Here is a 12,516-nt window from a genome sequence, read left to right on the forward strand (position 1 = left end):
CGAGCCTCAGACGCTGCCGACGGTCTTCAGGCGCACGCGCGGATGGATCTCGGCCTGCGACAGCACCGGCGTCTCGCGGCGGAAGCGCTCGATGATCTGGCGCGCGAAAGGCCGCGCCATGGCCGAGGTGACGAGTGCCGGCATCTCGCCGATGCGTGCGGCATCCTCGAACTTGTCGCGGACGTGATGCACGAACTCCTGCAGCCGCGAGGGCTGCATGGCGAGGTGCCGGTCCTCGCCCTGTCCGATGACCGACTCGGCGAAGACGCTTTCCCAGGCTGGCGACAGCGTGATGATCGGCAGCACGCCATGCTGGTTCGAGAACTGCGCGCAGATCTGGCGCGCCAGCCGGGCGCGGACATGCTCGGCGATGTCGCGCGGATTGCGAACGCCGGCAGAGACCTCGGCGATGCCTTCGATGATGGTCGGCAGGTCGCGGATCGAGATGCGCTCGGAAAGAAGCATCTGCAGAACCCGCTGGATGCCGGTGGTCGAAATCTGGTTCGGCACGATCTCCTTGATAAGATCGGCATGGTCCTTCGGCAGTTCGCGCAGGAGCTTCTGCACCTCGCCATGCGAGAGCAGCTCCGGCATGTTCGACTTCAGCACTTCCGTCAGATGCGTCGAGATCACGGTGGCGGCGTCGACCACCGTGTAGCCGCGCAGCTGGGCCTCGTCCTGTAGTGCGCCGTCGATCCAGGTCGCCGGCAGGCCGAAAGTCGGCTCCAGAACGTTGTGGCCGGGCAGGTTCACCGAGCCGCCCATCGGGTCCATCGCCATGTACTGGCCGGCATAGACGATGCCATGGCCGGCATCGATCTCCTTGATCTTGATGTAGTAGTGGTTGGCCTCGAGCTGGACGTTGTCGACGATGCGAACCGCCGGCATGACGAAGCCGAGCTCGGCGGCAAGCTGGCGGCGCAGCGCCCGCACCTGATCTGTCAGCCGGTCCTGTCCGCCCGCTGCATTGACCAGTGGCAGCAATCCGTAGCCGATCTCGATCTTGAGCTCGTCCATCTTGAGCAGGTCGTTCAGCGTCTCCTCGCGCGGCGAGCCGTCCGCCGCCAGCGCCGCGCCGGGCTGCGCCGCCCCGGTGAGCGCCTGCTCGGCCTCGCGCGCCTTGGCAGCCTGGCCGAAGCGCCGGGCGAGGAAGCCCGCGCCACCCGCCAGCAGCAGGAAGGGCAGCATCGGGATACCCGGCAGCAGCGCGATCAGCAGCATCACCGCGGCCGACATGCCGAGCGCCTTGGGATAGCCGGAGAGCTGCTTGCCGAGCGCCTTGTCGGCGGCGCCGCGCACGCCCGCCTTCGAGACCAGCAAGCCCGCCGCGGTCGAGACGATCAGCGCCGGGATCTGGCTGACGAGGCCGTCGCCGACGGTGAGCTGCGTATAGTTGGTGGCCGCCTGGCCGAAGCTGAGCCCCTGCTGCGCCACGCCGATGATGATGCCGCCGAGCACGTTGATGAAGGTGATCAGCAGGCCGGCGATGGCATCGCCGCGCACGAATTTCGAAGCACCGTCCATCGAGCCGAAGAAGGAGGATTCGTCCTCCAGCGCCTTGCGGCGGACCTTGGCAGTCTCCTGGTCGATCAGGCCGGCGGAGAGATCGGCGTCGATCGCCATCTGCTTGCCGGGCATGGCGTCGAGGGTGAAGCGGGCCGCGACCTCGGCGATGCGGCCCGAACCCTTGGTGATGACGACGAAATTCACGATGATCAGGATGGTGAAGACGATCACCCCGATCACGAAATTGCCGCTCATCACGAAGCCGGCGAAGGCCTCGATGACGTGGCCCGCCGCCGAAGTGCCCTCGTGGCCATGCGCGAGGATGAGGCGCGTCGAGGCCAGGTTCAGAGCCAGCCGGAACATGGTGACGATCAGCAGCACGGTCGGAAAGGCGGAGAACTCCAGCGGCTCCTCGATGAAGAGCGCGGTCATCAGCACGAGCACCGACAGGATGATCGAAAGCGCCAGCATCAGGTCGAGCAGCACCGCCGGCATCGGGAAGATGAGCACCACCAGGATGCCCATGACGCCGATTGCCAGGAACAGGTCCGGCCGGTTCAGCAGCTTTCCCAGCGCGCCGCGATCCGGGATGCTGAACCCTCTTCCCTGCCCCGCCGTCACATCGGTCATCGACCGCTCCGCCCGCCCTATGCCCGCCCATGGCAGGCCAGCACTCCGAAGCGGAGCGCGACCCGGCAATTCTTGCCGGGTTCATGGTGAATGAATGGTTAAGCCTGGCCTCGGGCACCTGTCCCCGAATGCGTCACCGGAACCTTCGCGGACACGGATTGTTTGCGTCTCGACCCAACGCGCACCGGCTCCGCCGATATCAGGCGACGTCATTCCTGCGCCGGCAGCTCTCCCGTGCCGGTGCCTGCCCATCTCAAAGCGCCGCAAGAGCGCCGTTCATCGTCGGGGACGACCCGTGCAGCATGTTCAATCGCAGGCAGCAGAACACCCCGTCGTCGAGACCGACGTGCCCGCCCGTCTCGACCGGCTTCCCTGGTCGCGCTTCCACACGCTCGTCGTCGTTGCGCTCGGCGTCACCTGGATTCTCGACGGACTCGAGGTGACGCTCGCGGGCGCCGTCTCGGGAGCGCTGAAGGAAAGTCCGGTCCTCCGCTTCACCAACACGGAGATCGGCATTGCGGGGGCGGCCTATATTGCCGGCGCTGTGCTGGGTGCCGTCTTCTTCGGCTGGCTCACGGACCGTCTCGGCCGCAAGAAGCTCTTCACGATCACGGTTCTCGTCTATCTCTCTGCCACGGCCGCGACCGCCCTGTCCTGGAATGTCGCGAGCTTCATCGCCTTCCGTTTCCTGACCGGCATGGGCATCGGCGGCGAATACACGGCGATCAATTCCACCATTCAGGAGCTGATCCCGGCCCGCGTGCGCGGCTGGACAGATCTCGTCATCAACGGCTCGTTCTGGATCGGCGCAGCGCTCGGCGCGCTCGGCGCCATCGTCCTGCTCGATCCGGCCCGGATCGACCCGGAATATGGCTGGCGCCTCGCCTTCTTCATCGGCGCCGCACTGGGCCTTGCCATCCTCATCCTGCGGCACTGGATTCCGGAGAGCCCGCGCTGGCTGATCAGCCACGGCCACCCGGAGCGCGCCGCCGCCATCGTTGCCGATATCGAGCGCCGCGCCGGCTTCGTCGCGCCGGCAAACGAGGTTCTGATACCGACCCGGCTGAGGCCGCGGGCCAAGACTCCGCTCGGCGAGGTCTTCCACGCGCTCTTCGTGGTCCATCGCGAGCGCGCACTCGTCGGCCTTGCGCTGATGCTGTCCCAAGCCTTCTTCTACAACGCCATCTTCTTCACCTATGCGCTGATCCTGACCGATTTCTACGCTGTGCCCTCGCAGCAGATCGGCTGGTTCATCCTGCCCTTCGCCGCGGGAAACTTCCTCGGCCCCCTGATGATCGGACGGCTCTTCGATACGATCGGCCGGCGCGTGATGATCGCGGGAACCTACGCGCTGTCGGCCCTGCTTCTGACCGGGACCGGCTATCTCTTCTGGAAGGACTGGCTCACGGCCTCCCAGCTCACCTTATGCTGGAGCGTCGTCTTCTTCTTCGCCTCCGCCGCTGCGAGCTCGGCCTATCTCACGGTCTCCGAAACCTTCCCGGTCGAGATGCGGGCGCTCGCCATCGCCGTGTTCTATGCGCTCGGCACAGGCGTTGGCGGCGTCGCCGGCCCCTGGCTCTTCGGCATCCTGATCGACACCGGCTCGCGCGGCAGCGTTTTCGGCGGCTATCTGCTCGGCGCCGCGTTGATGCTGGGCGCCGCGGTCATTGCGGCCCGTTTCGCGATCCGTGCCGAGCGTCGGCCGCTCGAGAGCGTTGCCAGGCCACTGAATGCCGTCGATTGAACGCGGCCGTGACCATAGGGACGAAATCCGCGCTCCCGGGAACAAAGCATCCTCTAAATGCATTACTTATCGCCGGCTTTCCGGCCTTAAGAATGGATGGGACAACAGCCTGGAGGTCGTCGTGGACAGACGCTCATTCCTGATCACACTGGTCGGAGGCTTCGCCGCAGCCGGCATGGGCGGCATTGCTGCCGTCGAAGCGGCCCAGCCGAAGCCGGACCTGACGCCGGAAGCGGGGCCCGCGAAGGGCGATGAAGCAGTGCCGGCCGATGTGAAGGAGGCGCTGGACAAGACCGACGCCGAATTCAGCCAGTACTACTACTATCGCCGGCCGCGTTACGGCTATTATCGGCGCCCCTATTACCGGCCGTATTACCGCCCGCGGTATTATTACCGGCCGCGCTACTATCGTCCGCGCTACTATCGCCGGCGCTATTGGTGAGCCCTGCGCGGGTCAGGCGACGCTGATGCGCGTCTGACCCGGCTCCGCCACGGTGATGCCGGCGGCGGTGTATTCGCCGAGCTTGTTGCGCAGGGTGCGGATCGAGATCCCCAGGATCTTGGCCGCATGCGTGCGGTTGCCCAAGCAATGGTCGAGGGTATCGAGGATCAGTTCGCGCTCGACATCGGCGACCGTGTTCCCCACCAGCGATCGGGTCATTGCCTCCGCAGTCTGCGCAGCGCGCGCGGCGGAATCGCGCGCGGGCGCCGAAGACAGCACCTCGCCTTCCGGCGTCAGCACGGCCGTCGCTGCGATTTCCGGCCCGCTGGCGAGGAGCACCGCCCGGTGCATCGTGTTTTCCAGCTCGCGGACATTGCCGCGCCAGGCATTGCCGAGCAGCAGCTTGCGCGCATCGGCCGCGATCGGCCGCATCGGCATCCCGTTCAGATCGGCATATTTCTTCGCGAAATGCTCGGCCAGCGCCAGGATGTCGCCGGGCCGCTCGCGCAGCGCGGGCAGGCGCAGATGCACGACGTTGAGGCGGTAGAGCAGATCCTCACGGAAGGCGCCCTCGCGCACCGCGTCCGCCAGGTTGCGGTTGGACGTCGCGATGATGCGGATATCGACCTTGACCGGCTGGGTGCCACCGACGCGATCGATCATCCGCTCCTGCAGGGCGCGCAGCAGCTTCGCCTGCAGGCGCACATCCATCTCTGAGATTTCGTCGAGCAGCAGCGTGCCGCCATGCGCCTCCTCGAATTTGCCGATGCGGCGGGCGATCGCGCCGGTGAAGGCGCCCTTCTCATGGCCGAACAGCTCGGATTCGAGCAGGTTGTCGGGAATGGCCGCGCAGTTGACCGCGACGAAAGGCCGGTCTTTACGTCCCGACTTCTGATGCAGATGGCGCGCGATCACCTCCTTGCCGGTGCCGCTCTCGCCGGTGACGAGAACCGGCGCTTCCGAACGCGCGATCTGCGAGGCGAGTTGCACGACGCGCTCCATTGCCGGGTCGCGCCAGATCAGGCTGGACTGATCGGCCGCGACCGCTTCCAGCACCGCCGCGATCAGCTCCGGATCGGGCGGCAGCGGCACGTATTCGCGTGCACCGGCCTGGATCGCGGCGACGGCGGCACGCGCATCCGTCGAGGTGCCGCAGGCGATGATCGGCGTGCGGATGCGCTCGGCTTCCAGCGCCGCGACATAGGCCGCGATCGGCTGGACAACGTCGATCATCAGGAGATCGGCGCCCTTGGCGCGCAGCACCGCGAGCGTCTGGTCGAGCCCATCGGTGTGGGTCACGGCCGCTCCGTGCGACATCGCGATCTTGGCGGCGGCGATGATCTGTCCCTTGAGACCGCCGGCGATGATGAGGCGCATGGCTCAGGTCCTTCCGCTTGGAGCATCGGACCGAAAAGCGGCATCCGCTTTTCGGATGAATCCGATGCTGAGACAAAGAGATAGATCGCCACGATACGTCCGTTCGGATGCACGGCGATCTAGCGTCACGATGGCAGGGCCGGTTCTCACCGGTCCGCCTTGATGATTTCAGTCATGGTCACGCCGAGCCGGTCCTCGACCACGACGACCTCGCCGCGCGCCACCAGTCGCTCGTTGACGAAGATGTCGATCGCCTCTCCGACACGCCGGTCGAGCTCGAGAACCGCGCCGGGCACGATCTGCAGCAGGTCGCCCACCGCGACCTTCGAGGAGCCGAGCACGGCCGAGACCGTGACCGGCACGTCGAAGACCTGTTCCAGATCTTCGGCCGTCTTGACCGGGACCGGCCCCGACCGCGCGACCGAGGTCTGGTTCTGGTCGAAGGACAGGTCGGCCTGGTTCAGCGGCGGCAGGTTGAGGTCGTTCTGCTGGCTCATGGCTCAGACTTTCATGGTTCCGCCCGGCCATGGCCGAACACGCGGGCGACCGCCTGTTCGACCAGCGCCGAAAGCTGCTGGCTGTCGAGGACGAAACCGCCCTCGGCCCATTCGATGCGCCCGTCGCCGGGCACGATGTCGGCTTGTCCGAGCACCATCAGCTTTCCGGCAAAGCCATGCTCGGCAGCGAGCTTGCGGGTCAGTTCCTCCGCCTGCTCGACCACGGCCTCGTTGACGCGCAGGACGAGATGCGGCGCCGTCCGGGCATGGCTCAAGGCTTCGCGCACGGCTCCGGCCAGCGCCGCCATCGGCTTCTCCGCCAGCGCAGCGCCCGCCAGCGCTTTCGCCGCTACGAGCGCGACATGCGCAGCATGCTCCTCGATCGCCGCGGCCCGCGCCGCTTCTTGCGCGAACAGCCGCTCGGCGGAGCGGGCAAGCTGCCCGGTCAGGCCGGCGAGCTGGGTCTGCGCCTCGCGATGCGCCTGCTCCTGCCCGGCGCGGAACCCCTCGGCGCGCGCTGCGGCGAGATCGGCTTCGCCGGCTGCCTTGCGGCCGCCTTCGCGGAAATCCGTCCCGAACATGAATTTCGTTGCGGAAACCATCTCAATACACCAGTTCGTCTTCGGAACCGCCCTTGGACAGGACGATTTCGCCCTTGTCCGCGAGATCCTTCGTCAGCTGGACCAGTTTGGTCTGGGCCTCGTCGACCTCCTTGAGCCGCAGCGGCCCCAGCCCCTCCATGTCGTCCTTCATATTCTTCGCGGCGCGCTGCGACATGGCCCCGTAGAAGAAATCGCGCATGGATTGGCTCGCGCCCTTGAGCGCGCGCGCCAGCGTGTCCTTTTCGGCCAGGCGCATCAGCGTTTGCAGGCCGGCCGGGTCGAGCTTTCCGAGGTCTTCGAACGTGAACATCAGCGCCCGGATGCGTTCGGCCGATTCCTGGTTGGAAGCATCGAGCGCCGAGAGGAAGCGGAGCTCCGTCTGCCGGTCGAAGCCGTTGAATATCTCGGCCATCATCTCGTGCGGATCGCGCCGCCGCGTCTGGGTTAGCGTCGAGACGAACTCGGTCCGCAGGGTGTTCTCGATGTGATCGAGCGCTTCCTTCTGCACCGATTCGAGCCGCAGCATGCGTCCGACCACCTCGATCGACAGCTCGTTCGGCAGGTTGCGCAGCACGTTCGCCGAATGGTCGGGCCGGATTTTCGACAGGATCACGGCGATCGTCTGCGGGTATTCGTTCTTGAGGAAGTTCGCGAGCACGACGGCATCGATATTGCCGAGCTTCTGCCACATGTTGCGGCCCGCCGGCCCGCGGATCTCCTCCATGATCAGCGCGACCTGATCGCTCGGCAGGATCTTCTCGAGCAGCGAGATCGTGCGGTCGAAGGAGCCGGTGATGGCGCCGGCGCTGGAGAGCTTGCCGACGAACTCCAGCATCAACCGCTCGACCTCGTCGGCATCGACGGTGCCGAGCTCGGCCATGGCGCGGGTGATGATGCGAATCTCGTCGTCGTCGAATTCCTGCCAGATCTTCTTGCCGTGATCCTCGCCAAGGACGAGCAGGATGACGGCCGCGCGCTGCGGGCCGGTCATCTGGTCGATGGTGGTCGCGCCGAATCCGCCGCCCTCGATGCCGTCAGGGAGGCCGGTGCCGCGCGTCGCGAGGGAGCGTGTCTCTGCCATGGTTCAGCGGCCCGTCACGCCGGTGACTTCTCGTGGATCCAGCTCCTGAGCACCGCGACCGAATCGGCCGGGTTCTGCGCGACCAGCGCCCCGATCTTTTCCACCGATTGTGCCTTGAGCTGCCCCTTGACCTGCGCGATGGCCAGCATCCGCTCGGACGGCATCTCGACCTCCGCCTGCAGCACCTCCCCGTCGGGACCGACCGTGGCAACGGCGCGGCCGGGCACGCCAGCCGGGTCGCCGGTCGTGCCGTCCGCGAGAACGGCACCGTTGCGCATGAAGGAGGGGATCGCGCGGACATTGCTGTTGTCGGACGCGAGGACCTGCTTCAGCAGCGGCCGCACCACGGTCATCAGCACGACCACCGTCAGCAGCGAGATCACGCTGAGCTCGACGAAGCGGACGAGATCCTCCCGGGTGAAGGACAGCAGCTGCTGCATCAGCGTCTGCTCGGTCAGGTCGTTCGGCGGAGGCGGCGCCTCGGCGAAGCGCAGGTTGACCACCTCGACCTTGTCGCCGCGGCCCTGATCGAAGCCGACGGCGGTCCGCACCAGCTCGCCGATGCGCTCGAGTTCCTCGGTGTTGCGCGGCTGATAGGCGAGCTCCCCGCCGGAGCTGCGGCTGTAGTTGCCGTCGACGAGAACGGCGACCGAGAGCTTCTTGATCCGGCCGCCTTCCAGCACCTCGGTGCGGGTCGTGCGGGAAATCTCGTAGTTCGCCACCTCCTCGTTCTTGGAGGAGTTCTCGCGCTGGGCCTGCTGCGCGCCTTGTGCCTGCTGGGCGCCCGGCAACTCGTTGCCGACTGTGACCGCGCCGTTGCCGCCTTCGTTCGTCGTCGATGCCTCGGTGCGGTTCTGGCTGGAACGCAGGACGCGGCCTTCCGGGTCGAAGCTTTCGGAGCGGCTCTCGACGCGATTGGTGTCGAGCGCCGCCGAAACCTGCACCCGCGCCCGGCCAAAGCCGACGACGCTGGCGACGATGTCCTCGACCTGCGACTTGATGCGCTTCTCGATCGCGGTCTGGCGCTCCTCGATGCCGAGCCCGATCAGGCCCTGATCGCTCTGGGCGCCATCCGCGAGCAGGCGGCCGCGCTCGTCGACGATCGAGACACGCTCGGGCTTCAGCCCGTCCACCGCCGAGGCGACGAGGTGGCGCACCGCCCGGACCTGCGCCGCATCGAGGTCGCCCGCGAGCTTGAGCGCGATCGAGGCGCGCGGCGCCTCGCGGTCCCGCTCGAACAGCCTGCGCTCCGGAATGACGAGATGCACGCGTGCCGCCTGCACCCGGCTGATCGAGCGGATCGAGCGGGAGAGCTCGCCTTCGAGCGCGCGCAGATGGTTGATGTTCTGGACGAAGCTGGTCGAGGAGAAGGCGTCGCCCTTGTCGAATATCTCGTAGCCGACACCGCCGCCGGCCGGGATTCCCTTGCCGGCGAGATCGAGGCGCAGCCGCGGCACGTCGGCCTTGGGGACCAGCACGGTCTGGCCGTCGCCGCGCAGCTCGTACTTGATGCCGCGCGTGTCGAGATCCTTGAGGATCGCGCTGACATCCTGGCTGGAAAGATCCGTGAACAGCACGCTCATCGCCGGCTGGGACATCTTCAGCATCACGAAGCCGAAGAAGCCGACGAGCGCCAGCGTCACCGCCAACATGGCTGCCAGCCGTGCCGCGCCGAACTTCGCAAACTGCTCGATCAGGCCGTTCACGCCGCCATCCGTTCCACAGAATCGAAAGGACGGCGCACTTGCCGACCCACTAGGCAAGTTTTTCCCAGCGCATGGTTAGCAGTCGGTTAATTTTTCGAGGCGGCTCGTTAAACTTTCCACACGGACATGCCGTGCCAACGCGAAAGGCGCCGGTCCTGATCGGACCGACGCCTTTGAAAACAAAAGAAAAACCTGCCGCTTACTGGCGGTAATGCTGAATCCGGGTCGTCCGCAGCCCAGCGAGGCCATGCTGGTCGATTGACATCTGCCAGCTCAGGAACTCGTCGACCGTCAGCGTGTAGCGCTGGCATGCTTCTTCCAGGCTCAGCAGGCCGCCGCGCACAGCGGCCACCACCTCTGCCTTCCGCCGGATGACCCAGCGCCTTGTATTCATCGGCGGAAGGTCCGCGATCGTCAGCGGACTTCCGTCCGGTCCGATCACGTACTTCACCCGCGGTCGCAATGGCTCGGTCATGGTACTCTCACACAACTCAACAGAGCTACTGAGGGCAGCATAGAAGGCCGGCTTTAAAAATTGGCTAAAACGATCGTGTCGTATGTCCACGATTGATTCGCCCCGGCTCATTCGCTGCGCACCACGCTCTTCACCTTGTCGATCGGCACGCTGATCGAACCGATCTTCAGCATGGGGATCGAAGAGGTGAAGTCGACGCCGTCGACGATGCCGCTGATCTGCGTCTTGGCGGTGATGGACTCGCCGGCGACGTTCTTCGCGTCGATCGTGATGGTGTATTCGCCGTCCGGCGCCTTGGAGCCGATCGAGGTCGTGCCGTCCCAGCTATAGGTCTGGTCGCCCGCGACCAGCGTCTTGGTGGCGGTCTGGACGACGTTGCCCTTCGAATCCTTGATGGTGACGGTGGCCGTTCCGGCCGACGGCATGTTGACCTTCCACTCGGCCTTGCCGTCGATCAGCCGTGTGGTGGCACCATCGGCCGTGATCTTGGCGCCGATGAAGCCAACCGCGCTGGTCGCCGTGCCCGCCGCGTTCAGGCTGAGCAGCGAGCTCAGCGTTTCATTGGTCTTGAGCTGCTGTTCGACGCCGGCGAACTGGACCAGCTGCGCCGTGAACTGGTTGGTGTCGAGAGGGTCGAGCGGCGACTGGTTCTTGAGCTGCGTCGTCAGCAGCGTCAGGAACTGGTCGAAATTGTTGGCGATCCCGGTGGTGCCGCCGGAGACGTTGGTGTTGTTGGTGGTCGATGTGCCCGTCGAACTATTTGTCCCGGAAACCGCCATGGCGCTTGTCCTTGCTCAGATGCTGAGATCGACGCCGCCGAGCCGCACGAGGCGGCGCTGCGGGGCGGGATCGTTGGAAAGGGGGGCTTCGTCAGCCCGCTCGTTGCCCTGCGGCAGGCGTGGGCGCTGCGGCGCCTCGTCGTGCTGCCGGTTTTGGCGGAAGGCCGATTGATCGGACGGATCGCGCAGACTGATATCGACGCCTCCGTCGGAGGGCTTCAGACCCGCTTGCTCGAAGGCGCGTTCCAGCGTGCGGGCATCGCGCTGCAGCAGGTGCAGGGTTTCGACCCGGTCGACGACGAGCCTCGCGCTGACCTCGCCCTTGTCGGAGATCGACAGGTTGACGTCGACGCGCCCGAGCTCATCCGGATCGAGACGGATGTCGAACTGCTTCGAACCCGACATCGCGCGCATGCCGATCTCGATCGGCACCATATGGACCGGCGTCGGCTGGCCGCCCGCGACGCCCTGACCTTGACCTTGAGCTAGCGCGGCACCGTTCGCAGCCAGATTCGGATCGAGCGGCTGGAGCAGGCGGTCATGGCCCGGCTTTCCGGGCGCCTGCTGCAGCATCGTGGAGAGATCGAGCGGGCCCAAGGCCTGCTGCAAGCCGTCGAGCAGCTTCGGATCGGCTGCTGCCGGTGTCGCCTCTGCCTTGGTAGGGGCGCCGGCGATGGCCTTCTCGGCCGTACTCTTGGTCTCGGTCACCTGATCTGTCTTGGGAATTGCCTTACCGTCCACGGACGCCGCATCCTCGGGCGCAACGGTTTCGGCGTCTTTCGCCGCCTTCGCGTCGACCTTGGCAAATCCGGGAAGTGGCAGCGGCGTCGCCTGAGGCTTCGCTCCATCGCCCACGGCGACGGCGGATCCATTGGCAGGCGGAGAGACGTCTCCACCGGCCGCGGAGGCCGAAACCGGCACTGGCAGCACCATCAACGCGACGGGATGAGGCGGCTGGGCGATCGCCTTGGCCTCCTCCGCACCCGATGCCTGGCTCGCCGCGTCGGCTTCGCCGTCATCCGTCTTGGCCTTGGCCGGCTTCTGCTCGCCTTCTGTGGAATTCGCCTGGCCGTCCGCCTTCGGCTTTCCCTCGCCGCCCTGAACCGCGGCGGCTTCGGCCTGAGCCGCCGCCATCGCGATCAGGAAATCGATCCCTGTGGCCACAGCTGGAGCTTCGGGCTGCGCTCCCGCCTGTTGGGGCTTGGACGGCTTGGCGACGACTTCGCCCGACTTCACGACAAGCTCGCCCTTCCCGTCCGCTGGCGCCGAAATCTTCTCGGCTTGGGCGCCAGCAGCCGCGGCAACAGCCTCCTCGACCGCGCCGGCCTGGTCGGTTGTCTTGCTGGCGATGCCCTTTCCCGCCGCTGCGTCGCTCCCCTCCTGCACCTCGGGCAAGGAAAAGGCATCGCTCTCCCCGCCCTCAGCGCGGCGGCGCGAAGCTGGAGCGTCCGACGCTCGCTGATTGGTGAAGACGGGCTGGATCGACATGAACGGTTCCGCGGCGCGGGCAACAACGCACCCGCCCGTCGCCAGCAAGTTGCACGCCAGAACAGAGACGTTATAAATCAATGCGTTAGAATGTCTTATCGGGACTGCGGCGGCAAGAACCGCCCGCATGAAAGCCGAAGGCCGGCAGGATTTGCCGATCCCGCTGGCAGCAGCCGGCCAAAGCCGGTA

11 protein-coding genes are annotated in these 12,516 nt (G+C 66.3%); 2 read left to right on the forward strand and 9 right to left on the reverse strand.

Annotated elements, in window-relative coordinates; translation table 11 throughout:
* Positions 1-6: 6 nt before the first annotated feature.
* Positions 7-2,136 (reverse strand): flagellar biosynthesis protein FlhA, encoded by a 2,130-nt coding sequence (gene flhA / locus AC1DDA_RS13840; RefSeq protein ID WP_441511919.1) that lies wholly within the window; start codon positions 2,134-2,136, stop codon positions 7-9.
* Between the two features lie 295 nt (positions 2,137-2,431).
* On the opposite strand from flhA, the gene AC1DDA_RS13845 reads away from it, so the two are divergent.
* A complete protein-coding gene (locus tag AC1DDA_RS13845) occupies positions 2,432-3,880 on the forward strand; it encodes an MFS transporter (protein WP_476796152.1) in 1,449 nt (482 codons plus the stop codon).
* A 121-nt stretch (positions 3,881-4,001) separates the two neighbouring features.
* The gene (locus AC1DDA_RS13850) at positions 4,002-4,322 is read left to right on the forward strand and encodes a hypothetical protein (protein WP_441511917.1); all 321 of its coding nucleotides are present in this window, start codon (positions 4,002-4,004) and stop codon (positions 4,320-4,322) included.
* Positions 4,323-4,334: 12 nt separating this feature from the next.
* On the opposite strand, the gene flbD is transcribed toward AC1DDA_RS13850, so the two are convergent.
* The 8 genes from flbD to AC1DDA_RS13890 all read right to left on the reverse strand — a co-directional run bounded on the left by flbD (position 4,335) and on the right by AC1DDA_RS13890 (position 12,327).
* On the reverse strand, positions 4,335-5,699 hold the full coding sequence (flbD, locus tag AC1DDA_RS13855; protein ID WP_441511916.1) for a sigma-54-dependent transcriptional regulator FlbD: 1,365 nt from the start codon (positions 5,697-5,699) through the stop codon (positions 4,335-4,337).
* A gap of 146 nt (positions 5,700-5,845) precedes the next feature.
* Positions 5,846-6,196 carry a flagellar motor switch protein FliN gene (gene fliN, locus AC1DDA_RS13860; protein WP_441511915.1) on the reverse strand — a complete coding sequence of 117 codons (351 nt, stop codon included), beginning with the start codon at positions 6,194-6,196 and terminating at the stop codon, positions 5,846-5,848.
* An 11-nt stretch (positions 6,197-6,207) separates the two neighbouring features.
* Positions 6,208-6,777 (reverse strand): FliH/SctL family protein, encoded by a 570-nt coding sequence (locus AC1DDA_RS13865; protein WP_476796153.1) that lies wholly within the window; start codon positions 6,775-6,777, stop codon positions 6,208-6,210.
* A 22-nt stretch (positions 6,778-6,799) separates the two neighbouring features.
* Complete coding sequence (gene fliG, locus AC1DDA_RS13870; RefSeq protein WP_441512213.1) at positions 6,800-7,789, reverse strand: flagellar motor switch protein FliG; 990 nt, start codon at positions 7,787-7,789, stop codon at positions 6,800-6,802.
* 104 nt (positions 7,790-7,893) lie between these two features.
* Positions 7,894-9,585, reverse strand: coding sequence for a flagellar basal-body MS-ring/collar protein FliF (gene fliF, locus AC1DDA_RS13875; RefSeq protein WP_441511913.1), 1,692 nt, complete (start codon positions 9,583-9,585; stop codon positions 7,894-7,896).
* A gap of 199 nt (positions 9,586-9,784) precedes the next feature.
* Positions 9,785-10,060 (reverse strand): CtrA inhibitor SciP, encoded by a 276-nt coding sequence (sciP, locus tag AC1DDA_RS13880; RefSeq protein ID WP_038359348.1) that lies wholly within the window; start codon positions 10,058-10,060, stop codon positions 9,785-9,787.
* Positions 10,061-10,167: 107 nt separating this feature from the next.
* Positions 10,168-10,839, reverse strand: a complete 672-nt coding sequence (locus AC1DDA_RS13885; RefSeq protein WP_441511912.1) for a flagellar hook assembly protein FlgD — start codon at positions 10,837-10,839, stop codon at positions 10,168-10,170.
* A 15-nt stretch (positions 10,840-10,854) separates the two neighbouring features.
* Positions 10,855-12,327, reverse strand: a complete 1,473-nt coding sequence (locus AC1DDA_RS13890; protein ID WP_476796154.1) for a flagellar hook-length control protein FliK — start codon at positions 12,325-12,327, stop codon at positions 10,855-10,857.
* Between the last annotated feature and the right edge of the window lie 189 nt (positions 12,328-12,516).

The organism is Allobosea sp. 10N428, from assembly GCF_056394545.1.

Coding starts and splice junctions, on each gene's coding strand:
- AC1DDA_RS13865 (WP_476796153.1), bottom strand. CDS start 6,777: ATGTTCGGGACGGATTTCCGCGAAGGCGGCCGCAAGGCAGCCGGCGAA.
- AC1DDA_RS13885 (WP_441511912.1), bottom strand. CDS start 10,839: ATGGCGGTTTCCGGGACAAATAGTTCGACGGGCACATCGACCACCAAC.
- sciP (WP_038359348.1), bottom strand. CDS start 10,060: ATGACCGAGCCATTGCGACCGCGGGTGAAGTACGTGATCGGACCGGAC.
- fliN (WP_441511915.1), bottom strand. CDS start 6,196: ATGAGCCAGCAGAACGACCTCAACCTGCCGCCGCTGAACCAGGCCGAC.
- AC1DDA_RS13890 (WP_476796154.1), bottom strand. CDS start 12,327: ATGTCGATCCAGCCCGTCTTCACCAATCAGCGAGCGTCGGACGCTCCA.
- flbD (WP_441511916.1), bottom strand. CDS start 5,699: ATGCGCCTCATCATCGCCGGCGGTCTCAAGGGACAGATCATCGCCGCC.
- fliG (WP_441512213.1), bottom strand. CDS start 7,789: ATGACCGGCCCGCAGCGCGCGGCCGTCATCCTGCTCGTCCTTGGCGAG.
- flhA (WP_441511919.1), bottom strand. CDS start 2,136: ATGACCGATGTGACGGCGGGGCAGGGAAGAGGGTTCAGCATCCCGGAT.